General features: G+C 55.5%; 17 protein-coding genes. 7 read left to right on the forward strand and 10 right to left on the reverse strand.

Annotation, left to right across the window (positions count from 1 at the left end; genetic code table 11):
• Positions 1-134: 134 nt before the first annotated feature.
• Entirely contained in the window at positions 135-677 is a 543-nt protein-coding gene (locus tag NOR51B_RS14910) for a high-potential iron-sulfur protein (protein ID WP_009019430.1), read from the reverse strand.
• Between the two features lie 360 nt (positions 678-1,037).
• On the opposite strand from NOR51B_RS14910, the gene NOR51B_RS06275 reads away from it, so the two are divergent.
• Together NOR51B_RS06275 and NOR51B_RS06280 are read left to right on the forward strand one after the other, a co-directional pair.
• Positions 1,038-1,862, forward strand: a complete 825-nt coding sequence (locus NOR51B_RS06275) for a hypothetical protein (protein ID WP_040481866.1) — start codon at positions 1,038-1,040, stop codon at positions 1,860-1,862.
• A gap of 156 nt (positions 1,863-2,018) precedes the next feature.
• Positions 2,019-3,521, forward strand: coding sequence for a phospholipase D family protein (locus tag NOR51B_RS06280; protein WP_009020151.1), 1,503 nt, complete (start codon positions 2,019-2,021; stop codon positions 3,519-3,521).
• A 77-nt stretch (positions 3,522-3,598) separates the two neighbouring features.
• On the opposite strand, the gene NOR51B_RS06285 is transcribed toward NOR51B_RS06280, so the two are convergent.
• From NOR51B_RS06285 to NOR51B_RS06295, 3 genes are all read right to left on the reverse strand, one after another.
• Positions 3,599-4,078: a YybH family protein gene (locus tag NOR51B_RS06285; protein ID WP_009021070.1), complete on the reverse strand. Its 480-nt coding sequence runs from the start codon at positions 4,076-4,078 to the stop codon at positions 3,599-3,601.
• Between the two features lie 138 nt (positions 4,079-4,216).
• Positions 4,217-5,032 (reverse strand): mechanosensitive ion channel family protein, encoded by an 816-nt coding sequence (locus tag NOR51B_RS06290; RefSeq protein WP_009019257.1) that lies wholly within the window; start codon positions 5,030-5,032, stop codon positions 4,217-4,219.
• Entirely contained in the window at positions 5,025-7,781 is a 2,757-nt protein-coding gene (locus NOR51B_RS06295) for an AAA family ATPase (RefSeq protein ID WP_195891474.1), read from the reverse strand. Before NOR51B_RS06295 ends, NOR51B_RS06290 begins: the two co-directional genes overlap by 8 nt.
• 683 nt (positions 7,782-8,464) lie before the next feature.
• On the opposite strand from NOR51B_RS06295, the gene NOR51B_RS06300 reads away from it, so the two are divergent.
• From NOR51B_RS06300 to NOR51B_RS06325, 5 genes are all read left to right on the forward strand, one after another.
• Positions 8,465-9,928, forward strand: coding sequence for a helicase HerA-like domain-containing protein (locus NOR51B_RS06300; protein ID WP_009020140.1), 1,464 nt, complete (start codon positions 8,465-8,467; stop codon positions 9,926-9,928).
• Between the two features lie 130 nt (positions 9,929-10,058).
• Complete coding sequence (locus NOR51B_RS06305; RefSeq protein WP_154647621.1) at positions 10,059-12,326, forward strand: fatty acid cis/trans isomerase; 2,268 nt, start codon at positions 10,059-10,061, stop codon at positions 12,324-12,326.
• Positions 12,327-12,551: 225 nt separating this feature from the next.
• Positions 12,552-13,133 carry a beta-class carbonic anhydrase gene (locus NOR51B_RS06310; RefSeq protein WP_009019559.1) on the forward strand — a complete coding sequence of 194 codons (582 nt, stop codon included), beginning with the start codon at positions 12,552-12,554 and terminating at the stop codon, positions 13,131-13,133.
• Between the two features lie 709 nt (positions 13,134-13,842).
• On the forward strand, positions 13,843-14,556 hold the full coding sequence (locus tag NOR51B_RS06320; protein WP_154647622.1) for a hypothetical protein: 714 nt from the start codon (positions 13,843-13,845) through the stop codon (positions 14,554-14,556).
• Positions 14,557-14,566: 10 nt separating this feature from the next.
• Entirely contained in the window at positions 14,567-14,956 is a 390-nt protein-coding gene (locus NOR51B_RS06325) for a hypothetical protein (RefSeq protein ID WP_040481869.1), read from the forward strand.
• A gap of 59 nt (positions 14,957-15,015) precedes the next feature.
• On the opposite strand, the gene NOR51B_RS06330 is transcribed toward NOR51B_RS06325, so the two are convergent.
• The 6 genes from NOR51B_RS06330 to NOR51B_RS06355 form a co-directional block, all read right to left on the reverse strand.
• Positions 15,016-16,218, reverse strand: coding sequence for a serine hydrolase domain-containing protein (locus NOR51B_RS06330; RefSeq protein ID WP_009021636.1), 1,203 nt, complete (start codon positions 16,216-16,218; stop codon positions 15,016-15,018).
• Between the two features lie 42 nt (positions 16,219-16,260).
• Positions 16,261-16,743 carry a YajQ family cyclic di-GMP-binding protein gene (locus tag NOR51B_RS06335; RefSeq protein WP_009021083.1) on the reverse strand — a complete coding sequence of 161 codons (483 nt, stop codon included), beginning with the start codon at positions 16,741-16,743 and terminating at the stop codon, positions 16,261-16,263.
• 231 nt (positions 16,744-16,974) lie between these two features.
• Entirely contained in the window at positions 16,975-19,173 is a 2,199-nt protein-coding gene (locus NOR51B_RS06340) for an SPOR domain-containing protein (protein WP_009020747.1), read from the reverse strand.
• A 289-nt stretch (positions 19,174-19,462) separates the two neighbouring features.
• Positions 19,463-20,122 carry an outer membrane beta-barrel protein gene (locus tag NOR51B_RS06345; protein WP_009020963.1) on the reverse strand — a complete coding sequence of 220 codons (660 nt, stop codon included), beginning with the start codon at positions 20,120-20,122 and terminating at the stop codon, positions 19,463-19,465.
• Positions 20,123-20,365: 243 nt separating this feature from the next.
• Positions 20,366-20,968: a hypothetical protein gene (locus tag NOR51B_RS06350; RefSeq protein WP_009020888.1), complete on the reverse strand. Its 603-nt coding sequence runs from the start codon at positions 20,966-20,968 to the stop codon at positions 20,366-20,368.
• Positions 20,969-21,089: 121 nt separating this feature from the next.
• Positions 21,090-22,427, reverse strand: a complete 1,338-nt coding sequence (locus NOR51B_RS06355; protein WP_009021504.1) for an aromatic ring-hydroxylating oxygenase subunit alpha — start codon at positions 22,425-22,427, stop codon at positions 21,090-21,092.
• Between the last annotated feature and the right edge of the window lie 47 nt (positions 22,428-22,474).

Here is a 22,474-nt window from a genome sequence, read left to right on the forward strand (position 1 = left end):
GCCTCATCGAATAGTCTCTCAAAGCCAGATGGGCTCTTGCTTGATACCCGCAGACTCGAAAGCAGCAGGGACGGGGCCAGTCATCAACGCACGAGTGCTGGCCTTTTACACCAGCGCTCGTGCGTTATTATGGCTTAGCCGGCTTTGTTGTACGCCGTGCACCAGCCGGTTGCTTTCACCTGTTGGCCGGCAAACAGTGGGCAGCCACCCCATTCGGCGTCGCCACCCTGCCACAATGCACAGTTACTGCACTGTTGCCCGGCGGCGTAGCGCGGCTGCGCCGACGTGTCGATGGTGGTGGCATCATGACGGTATCCGAGGCCCTGTGCCTGAGCACCATTTTCGTCGACCTTCGCCATGGCGCTGCTGGCATCGGAGGCAATGGTTTGGGCTCCTTCCGCGGTTTCTTCAACCACGTCTTCGGCGGCCTCCATGGTTTCGGTCATTGCTTCCCCGGCGGTATCAGCGGCAGTTGCCGCCTCTTCCATCGCGCTCTCCGCGGTGTCTTCCATTGCCGCAGCCGCGTCGCTGGCTGAGTCCTGCAGCGAAGCGGCGGTGGGCGAACTGTCATCGCCACCGCAGCCGGTAAGTCCCAGTACCGGTAATGCCACGGCTCCGGTGCCCAAAAGCGCCAGCAACTTGCGCCGTTGTTCGAAATTGGTCTTGTCAGACTGCATGGGTGTTCTCCCGATTGGTGTTTTGAACGGACGTATAAAAGGCCCTACGCACAACGTGGAAGTGCCGATCACGCGTATGATCTTATCCGCCTTGGCGACCCGGCGCACCCCGTAGATTGAATGGGTGCTTCAGATCCTGATCAAGTGATCGACCGGACGACCCCGTGTCCCAGTGAATGACGGCCATTACCCTCCGCTGTTTCCCTGTGGGCGCAACTCGTTGGGGACACTGCGTAGGAACATGAAGTCTGTGTGCGGACTCACCTGTGTCCTGAGGAGCGACTGACATTAGCGGAAAATAGTGGGAAACTTATCGCTCTGGAAATCCTTCCTTCATTCCGCTTCAGATGGGGCCCGAATATGCACGACGCGTTGACACCAGTAAGGGCCCTTCGTGCCCTTTTGCTCCCGGCCCTCGTTATTATCCTTTTTCCCTTGGGCGCCTCTGCAGCCGATACTCGTATAGAGCCTGAGTTCAGCGCCGCTGTCGGTTTATTTCTTACCGACCAGAATAGTAAAACGCGGATAAGCGGTGATGTGGATCCGGGTGATGAAATCGACCTGGAAGCGGACCTCGGTGTTAAAAACTCCGATACCGTGTTTCGCTTCGACGGCTATTGGCGATTTGCGGAGAACCATCGGGTAGACGTCAGTGTATTTGATCTTTCCCGTTCAAGAAGCAAAGAGTTAGAAAAAGAGTTCACGTGGCAAGACAAACTCTACACGATCGATACTCAGCTAGACACCGATGTGGATCTCTCTATTTATAAAGTCTCCTACACCTGGCTGTTTATGAAACGGGACTGGGGTTTTCTGGGTGCAACGGGAGGACTTTACATCGCCGATATTGGTGTCAGGGTTGCCGTCAGGGGATTGGAGGGTGCCGCCGCCGGGGGAGGGGCGACGGCTCCGTTACCGGTGGGTGGGCTGAGGGGCGCGTATTACCTATCCGATCGCTGGACGTTGCGCGGCGCCGTGGAAATTTTTGCGCTCGAGTACGAGGAGTACACAGGCTCGCTTTCGGATGCTCGCGTGAGCATTGATTACCGGGCAACGGATCGTTTTTCACTAGGGCTGGGCTACAACGCCGTTAATTTCAATATCGGTATCGAGCGCGGTAATTTCGACGGCGATTTCGACTGGGGCTACTCTGGCGCCATTGTCTACCTGAAGTTCGACCTGTAATCGTCATTGCATTAGGCGCGATGCAGTGCCGACGGGATGGGCGCTGATGTCTTCCCTTCCTGAGTGTTCCCCGGTTCAGGCCTGTACAAGGGCTTACGCCATACGTTACAAGTACCCCATAGAATTCCAGCTTGGGGTTAGTCTCGGGAGTTAGCTATGCCACAGTGTTCAACACGTACGCTGTTTTTCGGTTGGATTGTGCTGTTGGGGATTGCAGGCTGTTCACCGCTGGCTCCAGAAAACAAGGCGCCCGAGCTGTCCAGTGGCGTTAGCAACGATCGGGTGTGGGAGCCACTGAGTGTTCGCCCCGATCACGACGAGCATGTGTTGCTGAATCGGGGTATGAATGCACTGGATGTCCGGTTGCGCGCGATTGACAGCGCCGCAACCTCGATCGATTTGCAGACTTTTCTCTGGAGCTCTGACACTGCCGGGGTGGCCGTTACCCGTCATTTATTGGCGGCAGCTGAGCGCGGGGTCAGGGTGCGCATCCTGATTGACGATACCTTTCTGACCGGGAGAGACCGGACTCTTTTGCAGTTTGCTGACCACGAGCGCATCGCGTTTCGAGTCTATAACCCGCACAAGCAACGGGGCATCGATTTCATCAGCGCGGAAGCGTTGAACCTGCTCGAACTGCAGCGACTCGATCATCGAATGCACAACAAGGCGATGATTGTCGACGGACAAATTGCGGTCGCCGGCGGTCGCAATCTGGCTGACGAATACTTTGGGCTGCATCCTGAGGGTAATTTCCGTGATGTTGAAGTGCTGCTTCGGGGGCCCGTGATCGGCGACTTGTCTGCCGCCTTTGATGATTATTGGAATGGTCCATGGTCGATTCCCCTTGAGGAGATTGCCGATCCATCGATCGACACTCGGGAGCAACAGGTTGATCCTCCGACTCTGCATAAGGAGCACCCGGCAGACAGGCTTGCCCGGTATTGGAGCTCAGTGTTCGAACGTAGCAGTCGCGGTGGCGCTACTGTTGTTGCGGACCGACCTCCGCAGGAAAACCCGGCGCTGGAATCGGAGGCGCCGGTCCAGGTCGCCGATTTTATCGTCGAACTTTTCGACGGCGCCTCTGAAGAGGTCATTATTCTGTCCGCCTACCTGATACCCACGGCAGAGCTTGAAAGTGCTGTTGCGCGCGCGCGCCAGCGCAATGTCCGCGTGCGCATGCTGACCAATTCATTGCGCTCGAATAACCATCTCTCAGCGCACAGCGCGTACCGAAATCATATTGAGACCCTCGTCGATATGGGCGTCGAGCTCTACGAGGTGCGTGCTGATGCCAGTGAGCGTGACTTGTATATGCTAGAGCCAATTGCGCAAAAGGAGCTCGCGATCCATGCCAAAGTGTTACTGATTGATCATGACCTTGTTTTTCTGGGCAGTGCCAATCTGGATCCGCGTTCGCTGAAGATCAACACCGAGCTGGGGCTGCTTATCGAGAGTGCACCGCTGAACGCACAATTGCGCCAGGCTACGGCGGTGGATTTCTCGGCCGGTAATGCCTGGAACGTGGCGCGCAATGAGGAGGGCCAATTGATGTGGCGTTCTGGGGAAACCTTACTGAACGAACCTCCCGCGGATTCCTTTATGCAGCGGATCGAGGATTGGTTTCTTTCTACGCTGCCTCTGGAGTCGGAGCTCTAGAGGACGCGCATTTGTCATCGGTTTAAAACGCGAAATTCCTACGCTAGCCTTTGACGTAATGAATACCGCAGTGCTTTTCAGTCGGTAGCGTCGGGTATTTCACTGTAATGCAGGCTGATGATCTTCCATTCCCCGTCAATTTTCTGCCAAACATCGGTTTCGAACGCACGGGCCTCCGAAATTTCGCCGTCTGGGTAGCGTGTGCGATTATCGATGAACGAAGTGGCAACGGCGACGTCGCCGCTGGGCATGATCTGGACCACCAGATCGGATACCTCATTTTTGTCTACGCCACCGCCGGCGCCTATCATTTCTTTCCAGAACTGTTGATACTCCGCCATATCCTGACGCGCGCCGAAGAAATAAACCGTAGCGTTTTCAGCGTAGAGACCGAAGTAGGTATCGGGGTCATTGGTAGAATAAGACTCGTCGAAGGCCGCAATGGCCGCATACAGATCGGCGTGCTCGTCGCCGTGGTGTTCGGCGCAGACAGCAAAAGGTAGCATGACCAAGAACAGACAGGACACGGCTTTGCCGATGAATGCAAATAACTTCATAACGAAATCCTGTAAATGGAGTGTGTGTTAAAACCTAACTGCGTGTGTACTAAATTGCAATGCAAATCAATGAGGCAGCTTGGGCCAGTGATCGGGCTTAGGACGTAAGAGCGCTGGTGAATCTTGACGGTAAGGCCATCATAATCGACTGGGTCGCTCAATCCCGGCTTCGATAAATAACTTCGAAACCCGACGTGTAATGTCCGTGAGAAACGGCTTCTCGTAATCCACATCGAGAACGTAGGCTCTTGCTCTCAGCCGTATGGCGATTCGCTCGGCAATCTCTACCTCTTCAACAATAAATTTGATGGGTTTCTTCAGGTAGGTGAAACGACTGGTCACGATCACCTGCTGCAGGATCTCCTCAGCCTTATCGACGTCAGCATCGAGCGCGAGGTGGAAGTCCGCCGTGACCATCATGTCCATCGCCCCCATGTTTCCAGACGAGACGATATCGGTAATAAAGCTGGAATTGGGAATTGTGACCGTATTGTCGTCGAGTGTTTGTAAACGAACCGATCGCAATGTGATGGCGGTAATGGTGCCGTAGGTTTCACCATAGGTCACCCGATCGCCCACCTGAAAAGGCCGTTCGAATAGCAACAGAATACCGGCGACCAGAGAGGACGCGATATCCTTTAACGCAAAACCAATCGCGACCGCCGCGGAGCCGGCGATGGCAAGCAAAAATTCTCTCGGGGGCTGTAGTACGGCGACGATGAGCACAATGACACCGCCGATGTAAAGAATGAAAGAGGTCAGAGTGACAAATTGAAGGATGATAAAACGGCGAGAAGGCAAGCGCTTCATCACGCCCTCAGCGAGTTGCCGCAGTATCCAGTTTGCAGCCCAGATGCCAAGAATGCCGATGAACAGCGCGAGTAACTTGCCGCCCTCCAGCATATCGGCAACCATAGAAAGCTCGCCCATCAGTGCTGACGCCTCTTCATTCATGGAGCAGATTCTTCCGTGCGAGTAGTCGTGTAATCGGGTAATACCACATGGGCTCAATTCGATATCGTCGGTCTACGCTGCGACGAATGAATCCCAGCTCAAATCCTTTGCGCAGTGCTGAGCGGACCTGACTTTCCGGAATGGCGGTACTCTCGACCAACTCAGTAGTACTCAGGTTTTCGTGAATAAGGAGTGCCGCGTAGACGAAGAAGCGATCCTCTCCCAGTCGCTCAAGAGCGGCGGCATTGGTCTCTTCCGGGAGCCCGACGTTGACTGCCCCGGGCCGGACTACCAGCGAACTCAGCCAGAGCTCAAGTGCGAGCCCCGGACAACCCTTGCAGGCATCCCAGAGCAGGCTGAAGTAGAGTTGTTCGGCGTTACGCAGACTTCCAGCTTCGGGTCCACGTGTAGACAGTAAAATCTGATCATAGGTGATTTTGTAGCCACTGAGTTGGTTGCGCGAGAGAATCAGTGAGCGAATGTCACCCTGACTCCAGCGAGGACATTGCAGCAAAATATTGAACTGATGGTAGCGACCGAATACGTTGGCCAGGTAAGCCCAGCTTTGGCTATCGATCGATACGACCCAAAAGACATTGCGCAGCCGCGATCGGGTAAGCGTGAGCAGGAATTCCCACCCGGCAAGTCCGCCCACTGAACGGAGAAAGAGATTCTGGGCGTTGTCGATCATCACCACCGTTGTCGGTCTGTCTTCATCTGAGCGAACGAGTTCGGAGGGTCCATCTGCCAGCGATACGCCAAGCAAAGGCTCGAGCAGTGCTGCCAGCTGTGCTTTTGTATTGGTCTTCGCTGGAACATCAACGTGTATCAGCGCAATATCCGCATCGGCGCCCTGGCTCGCAACCCTCAGCAGTGAGCTGGTTTTGCCAGCACCGCGTTCGCCATACAGCAACAAGGTATTTTCTTCGGAGCGTTCGGCCAACCAGTCGCTGATATGCTTCTGAAGTCGATCGGCCAGTTCATTGCGAATAAAGGGAGTTTCCCGGTTTTCGCTGGTGCGAAACCATTGCTGATAGTCGTTAAAGGCCTTCTCATCAGAGACCTTGTCGGCGATGCCTTCCTGTACTGTGGAACGCAGCAGGAAGCTGCGAGCCATTAAGCGGCGGTACCAGTCAAAGTGAACGAATAGCTTGTGCAGGAAAGAAAGAAGCGTCATCAGCACCAGTAATGGCGCGCTTAGCGGAGCCAGTATCAGAAAGCGAAAACCTCTGAATATACGTTCGCAAGTGGCATTGAGCCTCTCTGGCAGGAAATACTCCAATGCTTTCACGAACTCGGTTTCCCAGGGTTTCAGGAGCACTCCAAAAGCGATCAACAGCGTTACCAGGCTGACGATGTCGAGCAGTCTCAGGGTCAGGGACGGGCCAATAATCAGATCGTATACGACCTCTGTAAACAGGGGCAGCAAAACGATGAGCGTCGCATTGGAGGCGCCACGCCATATGGCTTTTTGCTGTTCGTCCTGTAAGTAGACCCCGGCCAGTTCGGTCATGCGTTGCAAAAACCAAACGCCGCAGAGACGCAAAAAACCGTAAAGCACGAAGAGCTTTGCCAGCGGCAAAATGGGCAGTAGCAGAAACAGCTTGTTGTCTATCAGTATTTGTTCGAGCAGATCCAGCCCAAACCAGCCGATGATCCAGGGCAGCCACCGCGGTAGTCCGCTGGTCAGGCGTACGATCTGGATTCGATTGCGATTGCCGCGGGAATGCAATGCAAATCGTTGCTGCCAGGCCTCTCCCATAGTCTGGCTGCGGTTTGCAACCAACGCCAGAACGGCGAAAGCACCCAAGCCCAGTAAGTATTCGATACCCAGAAGAATTCGCCACAGCAGGGCGTCTTCACGATGCTGTGTGCTGAATTGTCCGGCAAGTGTATTCAGGTAAAGCCAGTGAACCCCATTTTTCATTGCCAGTGCTTCATCGCCAAGCATTTGGGCTCGGTCTTCAAGGCGCGGCAAGACCTTCAAGAAATCTTTTCGATGCTCTGTCCACAAATGAGCTCGGATGCGATTGAAGACGATCGCTACTTTACCTGCGGTGAGTGCAAGCAGCTTGAAGTGATTCTGAAGATCGAATTGAGACTGAGGGCTCAGTTGCTCCAGGGTATCTTCCCTTGCTTCCAAAGAAGCGACCAGGGCAACAGCCTCACGCCACCGGTTGAGCCAGGTTTGAATTTCGGCGGAGGAAATGTCTGCATCCAATGTTGGAAGCAAGGTGGCATAGGCCGAGCGCAGCTTGTCCAACTCGGCTAATGAGTTCTCCAACGCGCCATCAGCCGGTGTTCCTCTGCTCATGGCCGAAGAGGTCGAAAAGCTTTCGCGCAGTGTTTGGAACGCTCCCAGGATATCGCGCAATCCCTGACGTGCCACTTCGGGCAGCGCGACCCAGTAATTTTGCTGAAGCACCTCGAGTTCAACCAGATTCGCTTCGACATTCCCTCGGGCCGCGGTGTAGTCGGCTCTTAGTTCCCCGCAGGCAAGGCTTTCCGGCCAGGAGCGCATAGACTCTTCAGCCGCCGTAAGATCTGAATCCAGCACATCGATGACATCGCTCAACGCGAAATCCCGATGCTGCTCACCCGCCATAACCGCCTTAATCTGGTTGAGGGTAGTGTCCAATTTTTCAGCGCGCCGTTGCGCTTTTGACAGTAGAACCGCCTCGTCCTGACACAATCCTCCCGCGGCGGCGGACTCCTGGGCAGACGCGCTCTGGCTTATCGTCAATAACAAGCAGGTTCCAAAAACCAACGAGCTGAGCAGCGCTCCCCATCGTCTCAATGGGTGCGGACTATTGTTAAGGAGCACCCCTGTGTGTGCGATGCTGCTGTTAGGTAATGCCATGATAAGAGGCAGAAATGCCAGTCTCCCTAAACCTAGTCACGCGAGCCGAATCATTTACTGATTTCAACAAAGTTTATCAGCGCAAAGCATAAACCCAATGGATTGTTTCGATAAGAGTTCCAAGGTCCCCGGGACGTTGCTGGGTTCAGACCGCGTTCGGCAGCAGAACAGCGGTGATGACGACCGTCGAACATCGGTAGAGGCTGTTACGGTCAAGTAATGACAGATGCAGATTTTTAGTCATCTCATTGAGTTTACGGAGTCTTTTCCAGTAAGTTGATACGTTTCCAGTGTACTACCAAGTGCGCGTATGTACCCTTGCGCCCACCGGCTTTATCGATAACGTTCTCGCAGTAGCCACCGATATAAATCAGAAATGCCTTGGGTGGGGCGAATGTTAGCGATTCAGGATCTTATTTCTGGGATTGCAGGACTGCTATCTCAGCGAAACTTTGGAAGACTCATGCATAATGGGTAGAGCTGGGAGCATTGTAATTGAGAGCAGTATTAACATGTCGCGGTCAAACGGCGGGTCCGCGCATCATCGGTTAGATCATTACTGGAGTACCCCAATGGAAAAAGGCCTTCTTATCGGTGGTTCGGATGCAGGGCAGGTTTTTCTCAATCCGCGTTATGCCAATCGGCACGGTCTGGTCGCCGGTGCCACGGGCACCGGAAAGACGGTGACCCTGCAATGTCTGGCGGAGGGCTTCTCCGATCTCGGCGTCCCCGTGTTTCTGGCGGACGTGAAAGGCGATATTTCCGGAATCAGTCAATCGGGTAAGCCACACAAGAAGATTGATGAGCGGGTGCAGAATATCGGTATTGAAGGTTATAGCCAGCGCGGTTATCCGGTTGCCTTTTGGGATGTCTTTGGGAAGAAGGGCACGCCTGTGCGCTCGACGATTTCGGAAATGGGGCCGCAGTTACTGTCGCGGCTGCTCGATTTGAACGAGACCCAGGAAAGTGTGATTAATCTGGTATTCGAGTTCGCCGACAACGAGGGCATGCTGCTGGTCGATCTCGCCGACCTGCGCACAACACTCGACTATCTGGGTGAACACAGCAAAGAGCTGGGTTCTGGTTACGGCGTTTCCAAGGCATCGATCAATGCGATTTTGCGGCGCCTGCTGATGCTCGAGCGCGAGGGGGGCAAACAGTTCTTCGGTGAACCTGCCCTGGAGCTTGAAGATTTCATGCAGGTGAGCCGCGATGGTCGCGGTGTCATCAATGTACTCGCGGCCGATCAGCTCATTATGAGCCCCCGCGTTTATTCCACATTTTTATTATGGTTACTTTCCGAGCTGTTTGAAAATCTACCCGAGTTGGGAGATCCGGAGCAGCCCGTTGTCGTGTTTTTCTTTGATGAGGCCCATTTATTATTCAAGGATGCGCCAAAACACCTACTCGAGAAAATTGAGCAGGTAGTCCGGTTGATACGGTCAAAGGGCGTGGGAGTGTACTTCATCTCCCAGAGCCCGGCAGATATTCCCGACGCTGTTCTGGGTCAGTTGGGCAACCGGGTCCAGCATGCGCTTCGTGCTTACACGCCAAAGGAACAGAAGGCGGTCAAGGTCGCAGCGCAATCGTTCCGGGCTAATCCCAAACTCGATACGGTCACCGCGATCACTGAGCTGGCGGTTGGCGAAGCCCTGGTGTCGATGTTGCAAGATAAAGGTATTCCTTCAGTGGTGGAGCGGGTTCTGATTCGCCCGCCGCATTCACGTATGGGCAAGGCGACCATGGAGGAGCGCAAGGCCCTGATGGATCGTGATATCAACCAGCGCCGTTACGGTGAATCGATCGACCCCCGGTCGGCTCATGAGGTCTTGCTTGAGCGTATGGCGGCGAGGCTGAAGGCGCAGGAGGAGGCATCCCTTGCCGAGCGCGCTGCCAAAACACAGGGTAAAAAGAAATCGCCGGGTCGAGGTCGCGAAAGTGCGGGTGAGGCATTCGTCAAAAGTCTCGCGCGCGCCGCCGGCAGCAGTCTGGGGCGCAAACTGTTTCGCGGTTTGATGGGGTCCCTACTCAAATAGCTAACCCTCGATCGATTGCCGGATCATCAGTGCTTGCCCGCGGCCCCCAGTGTTGAAAACTACCGATGGATTGGGCGGGTAACTGGGCTAGGATAACTTCACCTTCTTCTCAATATTGAGCTTGCAGCGGATGCGCATAATTCTCTCATCGATGCTGACCACCTGTTGGCTTTTCACTGTTGCCGCTAACGCCTGGGGACAGTTTTCCCCGGTGCAGGGTTTTCCGGCTGAGATAAAGCCCATCGTCGAGCAGCGTTGTGTGGTGTGTCACGGTTGTTATGACGCCCCTTGCCAGTTGAAGCTGGATGCCTGGCCGGGTCTGGAGCGCGGTGCCAGCAAGAGCAAAGTCTACGATGGTACCCGGCTGCGCCCTGCTGAACTGACACGACTTTTTGAAGACGCCCACAGCATTGAAGAATGGCGCAGCAAGGGGTTCTACCCCGTGCTCGATGACAATGACCCGACTCAGGGGACGATGTTCAAAATGCTGCAGTTGAAGCAGGATTTTCCATTACCCCGGAAAGGGCGACTGCCCGATACGTTTGATTTCAGTCTCGACCGTGATCAGAGCTGCCCAAAGCCCGATGAATTTTCCGGGTATCGAGAGCAGCGGCCCTATCAGGGCATGCCATTTGGTTTTCCTGGCCTGGATGACGAGCGCCTCGACACACTGACTCGCTGGCTGAAGGCGGGTGCACCCGGTGTCAGCGTGCCGGCGGTGCCGGATTCAGAGCGCGCCACTGTTCGCAATTGGGAGCAATTTCTCAATGCGCCGGACAATAAGACCCGGCTCATGAGCCGCTATGTTTACGAGCATCTGTTCATTGGTGATTTGCATTTCGATACGCTCGAGCAGCCCTCGGGTTGGTACAAACTGGTGCGCTCGCGGACCCCCCCCGGGGAGCCTGTAGATCTGATCGCGTCGCGAAGGCCCTATGATGATCCGGGCGTGGAGCATTTTTATTATCGATTGCAGCTCCGGCATATGACGCGTCTGGCCAAGCGGCATATGCCCTATGCGCTGAATCCGGCGCGCCAGGCGCGCTGGACCGCGCTATTCCTCGAGCCCGATTACAGCGTGGATACCCTTCCGGGGTACGGGGAAAAAACGACCTCCAATCCTTTCATTACCTTTCAGCAACTGCCTGTAGATACCCGTTATCGCTTCATGCTGGATGAGGCGCACTTCACCATCATGGCCTATATCAAAGGGCCGGTTTGTCGGGGGCAGGTAGCGCTCAACGTGATTGATGACCATTTCTGGGTGGCCTTTGTACAGCCGGATCAACGTGATCCGGATCAACAGGCGTCGTTTTTGGCATCCCAGGCTGATCGTATGCGCCTGCCGCAGGCGAAGAAGAGCCTGCTTATGACGGCGCTGCGCTGGCGAAGCTATGCCAAAAGTCAGCGGCGTTATTTGGAAGCGAGGGCAGAGGCGATTGCCAAGGTGGTCGACGCTGATCAGATCAAGCTGGATATGGATCTGATCTGGAACGGCGGCGCCGAGCAAAACGAAAACGCGGCACTCACAGTGTTTCGCCACTTTGACAGCGCGTCGGTGGTAAAGGGGTTTGTTGGCCAGCAACCGAAAACCATGTGGGTGATCGATTATTCGTTACTCGAGCGCATACACTATCTTCTGGTTGCGGATTTTGATGTCTATGGTGCGGTCGGACATCAACTCGAAAGCCGCCTCTACATGGACTTTTTGCGTATGGAGGGCGAGCAGGGTTTTCTTATGCTTTTGCCCAAAGCCGATCGCGATGCCCTGCGGAACTACTGGTATCGGGGTGCGGAGTCTGAAGCCCGGGCGTATATCCTGTCGCCCAGGCATGGCGAGTTCGAGCGAGAGTCCGATATCGCTTTTAGCAGCGATGACACCAAGGCGGAGTTGATGGGGTTATTCGAGAATCATATTCCGGCGGCTGATGCATCGCGCTACGCCGTCACGGAATCGTCGTTGCTATCGTTGATGGAGGGTCCCAGTTCAGTCTTCCACTATCTGCCGCAGACCTCCTTTGTTCAGGTTCTAAAGCCAGACGGCGCGCGCGAAACCTATACTCTGCTGACAAACAGTGCCCACAGTAATATTGCGCAACTCTTCGCCGAGGAGGAACGACGATTACCTGAGGAGGATACGCTGACTGTGGCCCGTGGGTTTATCGGCGCTTACCCGAATATGTTCTTCCAGATCACGCAGGGTCAATTGGAGGCATTCGCCCAGGCGATTCAAAACCTCGATAGTGACGATGATTATCAGCGGTTTTTGGAGCGTTACGGCGAGCGCCGCACCGTGCCCTGGTTCTGGAAACTGAGCGACGATCTTTATGAGGAGTATCGTCGGGCCCAGCCGATTGAGGCGGGTCTTTTTGATCTCAATCGGTATGAAAATCGTTGAGTTCGTGTGAGCGTTGGCTCACCAACTCGCGTTCTTGGCACGCGCGGCCTCGCTTGTTCGCTACGCTTTCAGGATGAGTGCAGCCTTTAATCCGATTTGCTGACTTCACTTCTGCGCCGATGTCGGTGATCTGAATGTATTTATAAAAGGTATAAAAAAATCTATTTTAATTCCTTTGCATTTTATTAAAATCGGGAACCCCAAAAGATTAATGGAGCAACGACTATGAGCCAGATACTGAACGATGTTCTCGCCGCCAATCAGGAATACGTCGCCGATTTTGGCGACAAAGGCGATCTGGCATTGCCTCCCAGCCGGCACTTTGCCGTCCTGACCTGCATGGATGCCCGTCTCGATCCCGCCAAATTTGCGGGTCTTGCCGAGGGTGATGCGCACGTGATTCGCAATGCTGGCGGTCGCGCAAGTGACGATGCCATTCGCTCGCTGGTGATCTCCCATAAATTACTGGGCACCAACGAGTGGTTCGTAATCCATCATACCGATTGCGGGATGGAGCTGTTTACCAGTGAAATCATGGGTGACCTGCTGTCGCAGTCGCTGGATACCGCGACCGTCGACGAAAACGGCTGGCGGGATGTCGGCGAGGGTCCTGGTTCCACCGAGGGCCGTTACATCAACTGGATGACCTTCAAGGATAACGCCGCGAGCGTGGTCGAGGATGTCTCTCGAATCAAAGCGCACCCGCTGGTGCCGAACGACATTCCGGTCTATGGCTATATTTACGACTGCAGGACCGGCGCGCTGGTCGAAGTCCCCGAGGCGACCACAGCGGGTAAGGCGGCTTAAGGCCGTAGTCCGCACCTTGGGTAGCTTGTGCCATTGGTGCGGGCCACTTTGCGGGCGGAGCCCCTGTCGTCACTACCGGTCGCTGAGGCCATTGTCTTTTTAGACAGGTCTTGCTGTTGCGATTCCTGATTGATCTCCCCGGCGATGTTTAGGACGTGCTTAATAAATTCATCGGTATCCGCGAGCCGTGTGCGGTGAGTATTGAACGCGCAGCGCAGGCCGTCTTCGCCCTGTGCGTTGGTGTCCGAAGGCACGGCGAGCCCTCGCTACTGCAGCCGCCACATAATCGTTGTGTTCAGTGGCAGTGATGCCTGGAACGAGGCGCGAATGTCGTCTGGCATTGGCGTCCACATGGAACGATCCCGCACGCGTTCGAGATGTTCCACTGCATCATTTACTACCCTATGGGCGATGGCGGGTGTTGCCGCCCAGTCGTCCGGGTCGAGTGTCTATTGATCGAAACTCCGCATCGGCTCACTCCTGCACGGAAAGAAGACGTTGTGAGATGTGATATTTATTCAACTGGTTTATGGGGCTTCTATTTGCCAGACTATAGGTTGGTGGACGATCATGAGCGGTCAGCCTCTCCCGCCACCTAAAATGGCACGGTGGGGTTGGTTCATTCAATGAGGCCGGAGTCGGTCACTGGCGTAAGCTGCCATTTCCCAATGTTTTGGGGCTTGTGGGAGAGTCAAAGGGCGCAAAAGTTATGATGTACTTTCGACAACTTGTCATCGGTTTACAGTTTCTAACCAGCACTTTGGTCGCGACCGTCGCGCTGGGCGCTGAAGAGAGTCTTCTCCATGAATTCGATTTTTCGGGAGTGCCTGGCCAGGCACCCTACGAGTGGCTGGCCGCGAGAGAGTTCTCTCTCGAGCGACATGCTGATAATCGAGACAGAATAGAGCTCTATCACGCCAACGAGGCACTCCACGTACGCGTGAAAAAACCATCCTTCGGTATGGTGGTCCATGAGTTGGATTTACCCGGCGCGAAACATCTCGACCTGGATTGGGGAGTGTCAGATTATCCGGAGGGCGCCTCCTACGAGCAGGGCGTCGATAACGAGGCCATTATGGTCTATGTTTTCTTCGGTCACGAGCGCCAGTCGAGCGGGGAGATGTTCGTGCCCGACAGCCCGTACTTTATAGGGTTTTACCTGTGTCCCCCTGGGCCCGACGACGTCGATGAGCCCTATGCAGGCCACCATTATCAGAAAACCGGGCGTTACATTTGTATGGCGCATCCTGAAGAGGGACAATCCGTCACCACGCGCATTGACCTCGAGGAAGAGTTCAGTCGCAGCTTCGACATACCGTATGTGCCGGTAATCAGTGGTATCAGCATTGAGGTGGACACCACCGATTCAAAGAATGACGGGCATGCAGCAGCGTTTATCCGTCGATTGGCCTTTTATCCCTGAGGAGCGAACCATGATAAAGCGATGCAAATCTGTCCTGTTACTTGTGCCGTTTGTCCTGACGGGGTGTGGCACTTTGGGCGACACCGGCGCTATTCGGGATGCCAACGCGCTTGCGATCGATTGTCGACAGGAAGAGGCCCTGGCCGTGCTCGATCGTGCGGAGGCGTCAGGAGGGCTGAGTGCCTACCTCGCTGAACTCGAGAAGGTCGTCTTCCTGCTGGATCTTGGGCGGGAAGCAGACGCCGAAGACCTGTTGGCTCAGCGCAATGCTCGGGTGGGCGCTACCGCTGATGACGCCGCTGAGGCAAGATCCGCGGTTGAAGAAAGTCTTGCCGAGCTGCGCAAAGCCCGCAAGGAGAAAACCGGCCAGGCCACTTGCACAGATACGGTATCGGCCTGAGGCATCGCATCGCACTGCCTTTCTGTTGCACCCAGGCTCTGGGCGCTAAATTTTCTGCGCTACTCCGTAACCGCTTCGGTTAACGCGGTAAACAGCGCATTTTGAATCGCCCAATCCCGATCATTGTCCGCTTCCTCTCGGGCACTATGAATGGCGATCACCACGTTGTGTTCCGGGTCGATATGGATACCCTGGCCGAAAATACCCAGGGCCTGGTAGACGGGTGAATCCGTCAGCCACCAAAAATAACCGTAGCCCTCATATCCCTTTGAGGGTGCGGTCGATTCCGCCATCCAGCCCTCGGCCAGCACGGGTGTCCCATCGGCGAGCTTGCCATCGTTCAATGCAAATAGGCCAAGTCGCCCATAGTCCCGCAGGGTTGCATTGATGCAGCACCCGCCGAATTCACCACCGCCGGGCTCGGTCAAGTTCCATGAGGCATCGCTCTCCATTCCGAACGGCCGCCAGATCTTTTCGCTTAGGTAGGTGGATAAATTATTGCCGACTGCGGAGCGTAGCAACGTCCCCGCGAGATTGGTCTCCGCCGAGTTGTAGTTGAACTTGTCGCCGGGAGCGGCATCTCGCGGTTTATCCGCAAGATAGTCGTAAAGTGCCAGCGTTTTATAAGGCGCGGAAGCGACGTCGGAGTCGGGATCGGCGTAGTCTTCATTCCAGGCAACACCCGATGCCATTTGCAGCAGATTCTTAATGCTTGACTGGGCGTACACAGAGCTCTTCAACCTTGGGAGATAATCGGTCACCTTTTCATCGACGCTTTTGATATAGCCATCTTTGATGGCGGCGCCGATCAACATCGCCACAACCGACTTCGCCACCGAGAAAGATATCCAGCGAGTCTGAGCCGAATTGCCAAGGCCGTAATACTCCAACACGACCTTTCCATCTTTCAACATCAACAGGCCACCGACTCGCTCCTGCTGCAAATACTGATCGAGCGTTATGGTCGTTCCTTCGAATGAGAAATCGACATCACCCAGGTCAATCTCCGCGCGGGGCAGTGGAAGCACTTCAGTACCGGCTTCAATCTTTCGTGTAGGGATCAAGTATTCGGAGTTCCGGAAACCGATAATCTGGGTATCGCCTTCCCAAAAAAGAGGCGTGCTACCTTTTGGTGGCAAATTCTGTAAATCGTTTTCTGGCGGTGGTGCCGCCTGCTCGGCGCTTGCCAACATGGATGTGAGGATCGCTGCGGTAACAACGCCTACTACGGCCGTCGATCTGATGATGGATATTGCCTTCATAGTTGCTCCTCCAATTGTAGTGTCGCCAATACCAGGACTCGATTAATCCCTGAAGTTGTTGAACTGCAGTGGCGCACCGAAATCTCCCTCGCGAAGCAGCGCCATGACTTGCTGCAGGTCATCACGCTTCTTGCCGGTGACACGGACCTGATCCCCTTGAATTTGAGCTTGAACCTTGAGCTTGCTTTCCTTGATCCGTTTGACGATATCTTTGCATTGCGGGGTTTCCAGGCCATTTTTCAGCGTCACCGCCTGCTTGATGGTCTTCCCTGATTCCACAGGCTCACCGCAGTCCATGGCGTCGGAATCAATTCCGCACTTGATCAGGGCGGCGCGGAGCATATCGAGCATTTGCTGAATCTGGATGTCGGCCTCCGCGGTCAGGGTGACGGTGTATTCATTGCGCTCAAAGGAGGCATCGACTCCTTTAAAATCAAAGCGGTTGGCAACAACCCGGCCGGCCTGGTCGACCGCGTTGGTGAGTTGGTGAAGATCGACTTCGGATACGACGTCAAACGATGGCACAACGGGTCTCCCTGAATAAGCATAAGGTGGTGGCTATGGTACCCGCGAATCGGTCGTCAGTTTAAGCGCGGATGACAAAAAATTAGGCGAGGCACCCACTGTATAACCGCAGGATGACTTTTTGCCGATTAACGTAAGATTCTCAACGAGGGGACAACAAAGACCCTGCGATCGATTTATTTGGATATCGCTTGTGAGGAGTCCCTCGGGGTGGAAGAGCTCGGTGGGCGTTTATAACCCGTCCAATTTTCGGATCCAGGCGTTGTGCGTGTGAAAGCGCTGGCTCGCACTCACGGCCTGTTCCCGGGTGGTGTAGTTGCCGACGAGCACCAGGAAGCGCTCGGTTCCGTCTTTCACAACCCGCCTGACCCGCGCGTCGTCATCCAGTGCCTGTTGGCGAATAAAGGCCAATGCGGATGCTTCGGTGGTAAAGGCGGCCAACTGAACCGTAAATTGCGCGGAGGCCTTGGCAGCCTCAGTTTTGCGTGCTGCCGGGGTCATGGCCGTGGCCGATCCGGTGAGATCACCACCGAGGCAGCCCGATACCGCCAGTTCGTTTCCCGCCGCCACCTGCTGGTATTTGTCCCAGAATAAGGCGTCAACTTTATTACCGTAGGCGCTCGCTTTTTTGCTGCGGTAGCGGGACAGTTTACTGGGCCCGCCGTTGTAGGCGGAGTAGCTCGCGCGGGCGAGATTGGTGATGCCGCCGGGCTGTTGGTGCTCCCCCTTGCGGATCGCGTATTTGATCAGATAGTCGACCAGTACCTCGGCTCCGGCGGCACTGTTGTAGTCGATATCCCAGCGCAGTCGGTGCTGATCATAGAACCCCCGCCAGACACGCTCATTGACCTGCATCAGACCGACATCCCCCGTGCCTGAGCGCAGTGGCACCCGCTTCCGGTCGTCGCTGACCACGTAATGCCGCCAGCAACTCTCTTGCCAGGCGGTGGTCAACACCATATTCCGGAACAGTGTGTGGTACTTATCCTCGAGGCCGCGCTCGGAGGCCACGTTTTTTGCTGAACGCTTCAGCAACTGCGCAACCAAAGGCAGGTACTCAGCCAGGTCCTGCTTTTTGGGGGCCCAACTGTTAAGCCGGCCGGTGGTGTCGGCCATCGCCTCCGGAAACAGCGAGATCGACAGCCGCCAGGCACTCGGCGGGGGAGTACTCCCGAGACTGTCTTCAAACAGGCGTCGCAATTGGGGGTCAACGTCCTCTGAGTAGTTCAGGAGTTCGTTACCGTCGTCGCCGATAATCATGCGCGCCAATCGGCGCAGTCCATCGGCGGATATATCCAGACCGATACTGGGACCGAGCTGATCCAGGGCACTGAGGGCATCGGTCGCGGCGATGACGCTAAGCAACAGCAATTGCTCCTGTCCCGGCTGCTCGAGACCAATGAGACGAATGCTCGGGACCAGCGTCTCCCAACTCTGCAAAAACCAGTCGCGCACCGGGTCCGCACCAGCCGTCGGCGTCTCCACCAGGGCATCGCGCAGTCGATACCTGCTTTCAATCAGCGAATCCAGCAGGGCGTCGCGTATCGACTGTAGTGATGTTGCCGCTGCATAGTGCTTGACGGTGAGAACCAGCAACGAATCCATGAGCTGCCAGCGCTCCTCCCAGAGCGCGTACTCCTCTTCGCTCAGCGCCTGTTCGGGCAATAGGGGCTCAGCAATAGGTTCAACGGTAAAGGTGATCTCGGCATCCAGGGTGTCTTCGGTGGCCTGTAGGCGGGAAACCTGCAGCGTCCGAACCAGCGCTTCGACCTGGTGACGCGAGTGCTGCGGTAGAACGGCGGGGAGAAAATCGCCCACGGAATTGAGTTGTGGCGTGAGATCGATGATGAGCTCACTGAAGATATTTCTTACCCCGGCCTCCGCGAGAGAGAGCAGGGTGGCGTTCTCGATGGGTTGATCTGTGTGATCAAGCAGCCAAACCCGATCGGGTTTAAATCCCAGTGCCTTGCCATTGCCGCGTATCTCCGGAATACCGCTGATACCCATCCTGCCCTGCCAATCCAGCAAGCCCGCGCAGGAGCCGCCACCGCCAATTCCGATACTCGCCTGCAGATCGGCCAGCAGTTCGAGCTGTGAATCGGCGGAAGCGAGCGCGGGCTTACTCAGTACGATGGTGCTGCACCCCGTGGGATCATTGAGGACCTCTCGACTTTCACCCGCTTCGACAAACATCTGTGCCACCAACAGCTGTCGCAGGAGCGGGTAGTCCAGACGAATCGGAATGGCGACCTGTTTGGAGTCAGCCCCATTTTCCGCCCCTAAAGTGGCATTCGGGTCGGCACTCGCGCCGGCGCTCATCAGCATCAGCGCAAAACCCAGGGCAATCGCCAGCCAATGGGAGCATTGATCAAATGAAGGGAAGCGCCGAAGAGCAGTATTACTGGGTGGATAATGCCGATTGATTCGCACAATGAGTCCAGTAGTTTATAGAGGCCGTCAGCTTACAGAAAAGCGATGGTAATTGGCGCCCTGCGATCGAAAATGGGGAAGGATTTGCTGTTTACAGCAATCCGTCGCGGTGATGACCTGACGGAACAACGAGATCGTAGCTCCACTACCCAGGCCATTGAGACACTGCCGATCAGATAGGCTCAAGCCAGCGGTGCGGACCGCACTCGAGCCGGGGAAGCGCAATCTGGACGCCGCCCTGATTAACCCTGCCACCCATTAGTTTCCGCGGTTGGGGGGGGCGACTCGACTAGAAACGCAGAGAAAAACCGGCGTTCAGCTGAAACTGACTGTAAAGACTCGAGTCGATACGAATTATGCATCCACCGCTACAAATCCCTGCTACCCCGGTGCCGGTCAGGATAGGTATCCATCTCGCTTCAAAGCGCAGACGAAAAGCGTCGTTAATCGTGTATTGGGTACCGCCTGCGATATTGAACGAGAACTCGGTACTCGACTTCAGGGAACTGTCATCGGGGTCCAGAAGGGTACCCCCGAGTCCTGCGCTGGCGAAAGCCTCCCAGCCCCCCATGGGATAGACCCGGGTTCCCGTGAAGTGCAGCTGGGTCGCAGTTATTCCACTCTCATTCAAGCCGGCGCCGGTTCCGATGTCGGTCGATTGCTGGCTTAGGTATAAGCCGATTTTGCCGGTGGGATCGGAGGGAAGGTCAAAATCGAGGGCGACAGCAAAAGAGGGACCATTATCGACGCTGATATCAGTACCGGGCTGACCCGGTGCCTGAGGCGGTGGGTCAGTAGTGACGTCATCTGAGACGATAAAGTCTGAGTTGAGCTGCATACCCCCGAGAATACTGATTTCTGCTGCGGGTGCTGTTGCGGTGGACATGAGGAGTAGCGCGCCGATGAGCAGTCGAAGCCTGGTGGTCAGTGAGCAAGAACGCTTATTCATTGGATTCGGTGGTGTAGTAGCTGGGATGAGTTGCCCCAAAGCATAGCTCTTATTCGACGCAGAAGATAAAGGTTTGCGGTTTTGTGGGCACTGGACGGGTAGCCGTCTAGCACGTCGCCAGATTCTCTACGGCAATGTGGGGTACCGCATTATCGAGGCGAGTGTCGAACAGCTCTCGCGTGACGGGACCGGTGACGAAGCTGGCTGGTGCTAAGTTTTCGGCGTTTTACCAGACACGGGTACTTAGTAGGCGTACTTCATATCCGGGAGCGTAGCGAGTAGCCGGGCTATTGCGGCATCCAGTCGTTGTAGTTGGATCTCCTCAGGAAGGTGGAGCTGATACGCGGAGTAGACTTCAACCGCCGCCTTCCACAGTGGATTACCGTCTCCCACTTTATCTCGCGTGGTTATTGCCAGAACCAGCATATCTCTCTCATAACGTCCGCTGCGGCCGCCCAGCATAGGATACAAACGAATCAGTTCCAGCAATTCGTTCTGCTCGTCGGATGGGTTTTTGGTGAGCCCCGCGACAACCGCGGCAACCAACACGTAGTCGCTGTCTTCTGCCGTATTAACGGTAAAACCGAGACTGCTAAGCCCCTGCTCCACTCGCGCCGTAATTTCGCTCGCTGCCCTATCCCTGACTTCGGTGGGGAAGTCGCCCGCGATGACAATATCGGTCAGCCACGTGATCTGCTCCCCCTGTTTGGGTTTGAATTGCGGCAATACCAGGCTGATGACCGAAAATTCCGGCAGGCGCTCTTCGGGCAATGATTGCGATATGCAGCCTGCCAGTGCCAAAAGCGCAGCAAACGCCGCGGTAACGATGATTGGTAATTTTCTCAACGTTGAGTCCTCTCCCGGAGCCTGGTGCTCTATCCAAATAAGCGCAGCATCTCTGATAGATCCCAGCTGTCAGCCGATGCGCGATACGTTGATTATAACACTCGAGCCGGGACTCTATTGCTCAGCGACGGCCCTCCAGATAATCGTTGAGTACTTCGTGAAAACGACGGACCCGACTTTCCTGATCGGCGAGGTAGCAGTCCTGGAATGCCATTGAGCGCAGGCCCCGTTGCTGCGTTTCGGCGAGCGATAGGTCCTGGGTTAGAAAATCGCCCTGATCGATACTGGTCTGGTAGTCGTCAAAACTGTCAGTTTCGTGTTCCGCTGCTTGGTAGGGTCGCATTCCGTAGAGTGTGGCGACCTCCTTTGCGCCCTGAGTCTGCGGTACCAGGTACCAGTAGTCGAAGGTCGACCAGTTCGGATCTTCCGGATCGGGCTCGGTACGAAAAACATGCAGGCCTTCAGGTGTGCCGGTCAGGGTCAGGTTGGGGAAGCAGGTGTGATGAAACTGGTCGGTCAGCTCGTCGTCGGTGAGCTTGTCGAAGTAATGACAACCACGTTCGGCGGCGAGTTTGCGTCGCGCCTGTTGCAGTGCAATCCGCCCTTCCTGAGCCTTGCCCTGGTAATCCTCCGGATCGATTCCCCACGCACTCAGTACCTCGGCCCAGAGCGGCATGACCTGATCCTTCTGGTCGGTGCGGCTTGAGGGCTGGAGTTTCTCGATCATGCGGTTGTGGCCGGTCGGGTACATCTCGAAAACCGTGGTCGAGTAATGATCGTCGATCATCGGCATGAACTGGGGATGTACCGCGGGGATATGGTAGGCCTCATTGAAGTTGTCGGATGCAAACTTCCAGTTGGTGTTGACACGCAAGGTGCGCCAGACAACTCGGGTGTAGTTTTCAAGATCACGGTTGCCCAACAGGGTCGGGATTGGGTCCAGATACTCAAGTAGTGGTGTGGGTTCCGGGTTGAAGCTCCAGAAAATGAATCCGCCCCAGGTATCGCAGGCCAACTCCTTCAGGCGCAATTTTCCGCAGGGGTTGCCCTGGGGGAAGTCCTCGGGATCCTGCACCCATTCGAGTTCGCCATCGAGGCCCCATTTCCAGCCGTGGTAGGGGCAGGTGAAGGCGTTGACTCCGCCTTCTTCGACACTGATGAGTTGGTTACCGCGGTGCATGCACACATTAAAGAAGGCGCGAATGGCGCCGTTTTTCTGCTTCACCAAAATAACGGATTCATGACGAAAATTGTGCACGACAAAGTCACCGGCTTCCTCAAGCTGAGCCACTCTGCCGCCGACATGCCAGATTTTTGTCCACATCGAATCCCACTCGCGGTCGGCAAAATCTTTGCACCAGTACCGATCGCCGGATATGGCGTCGCCACGAACTCGGGGCTTCTCAGCGGCGGGGTGGGTCGGATAAGTGGTTTCCCCAGAAATTATGGTATCGGTCATGATGGCTGCCCTCTTGTGCTCACGTAGCCTTGTCTGAATCAAACAGT

Source organism: Luminiphilus syltensis NOR5-1B (assembly GCF_000158175.1).
Lineage (GTDB): Bacteria > Pseudomonadota > Gammaproteobacteria > Pseudomonadales > Halieaceae > Luminiphilus > Luminiphilus syltensis.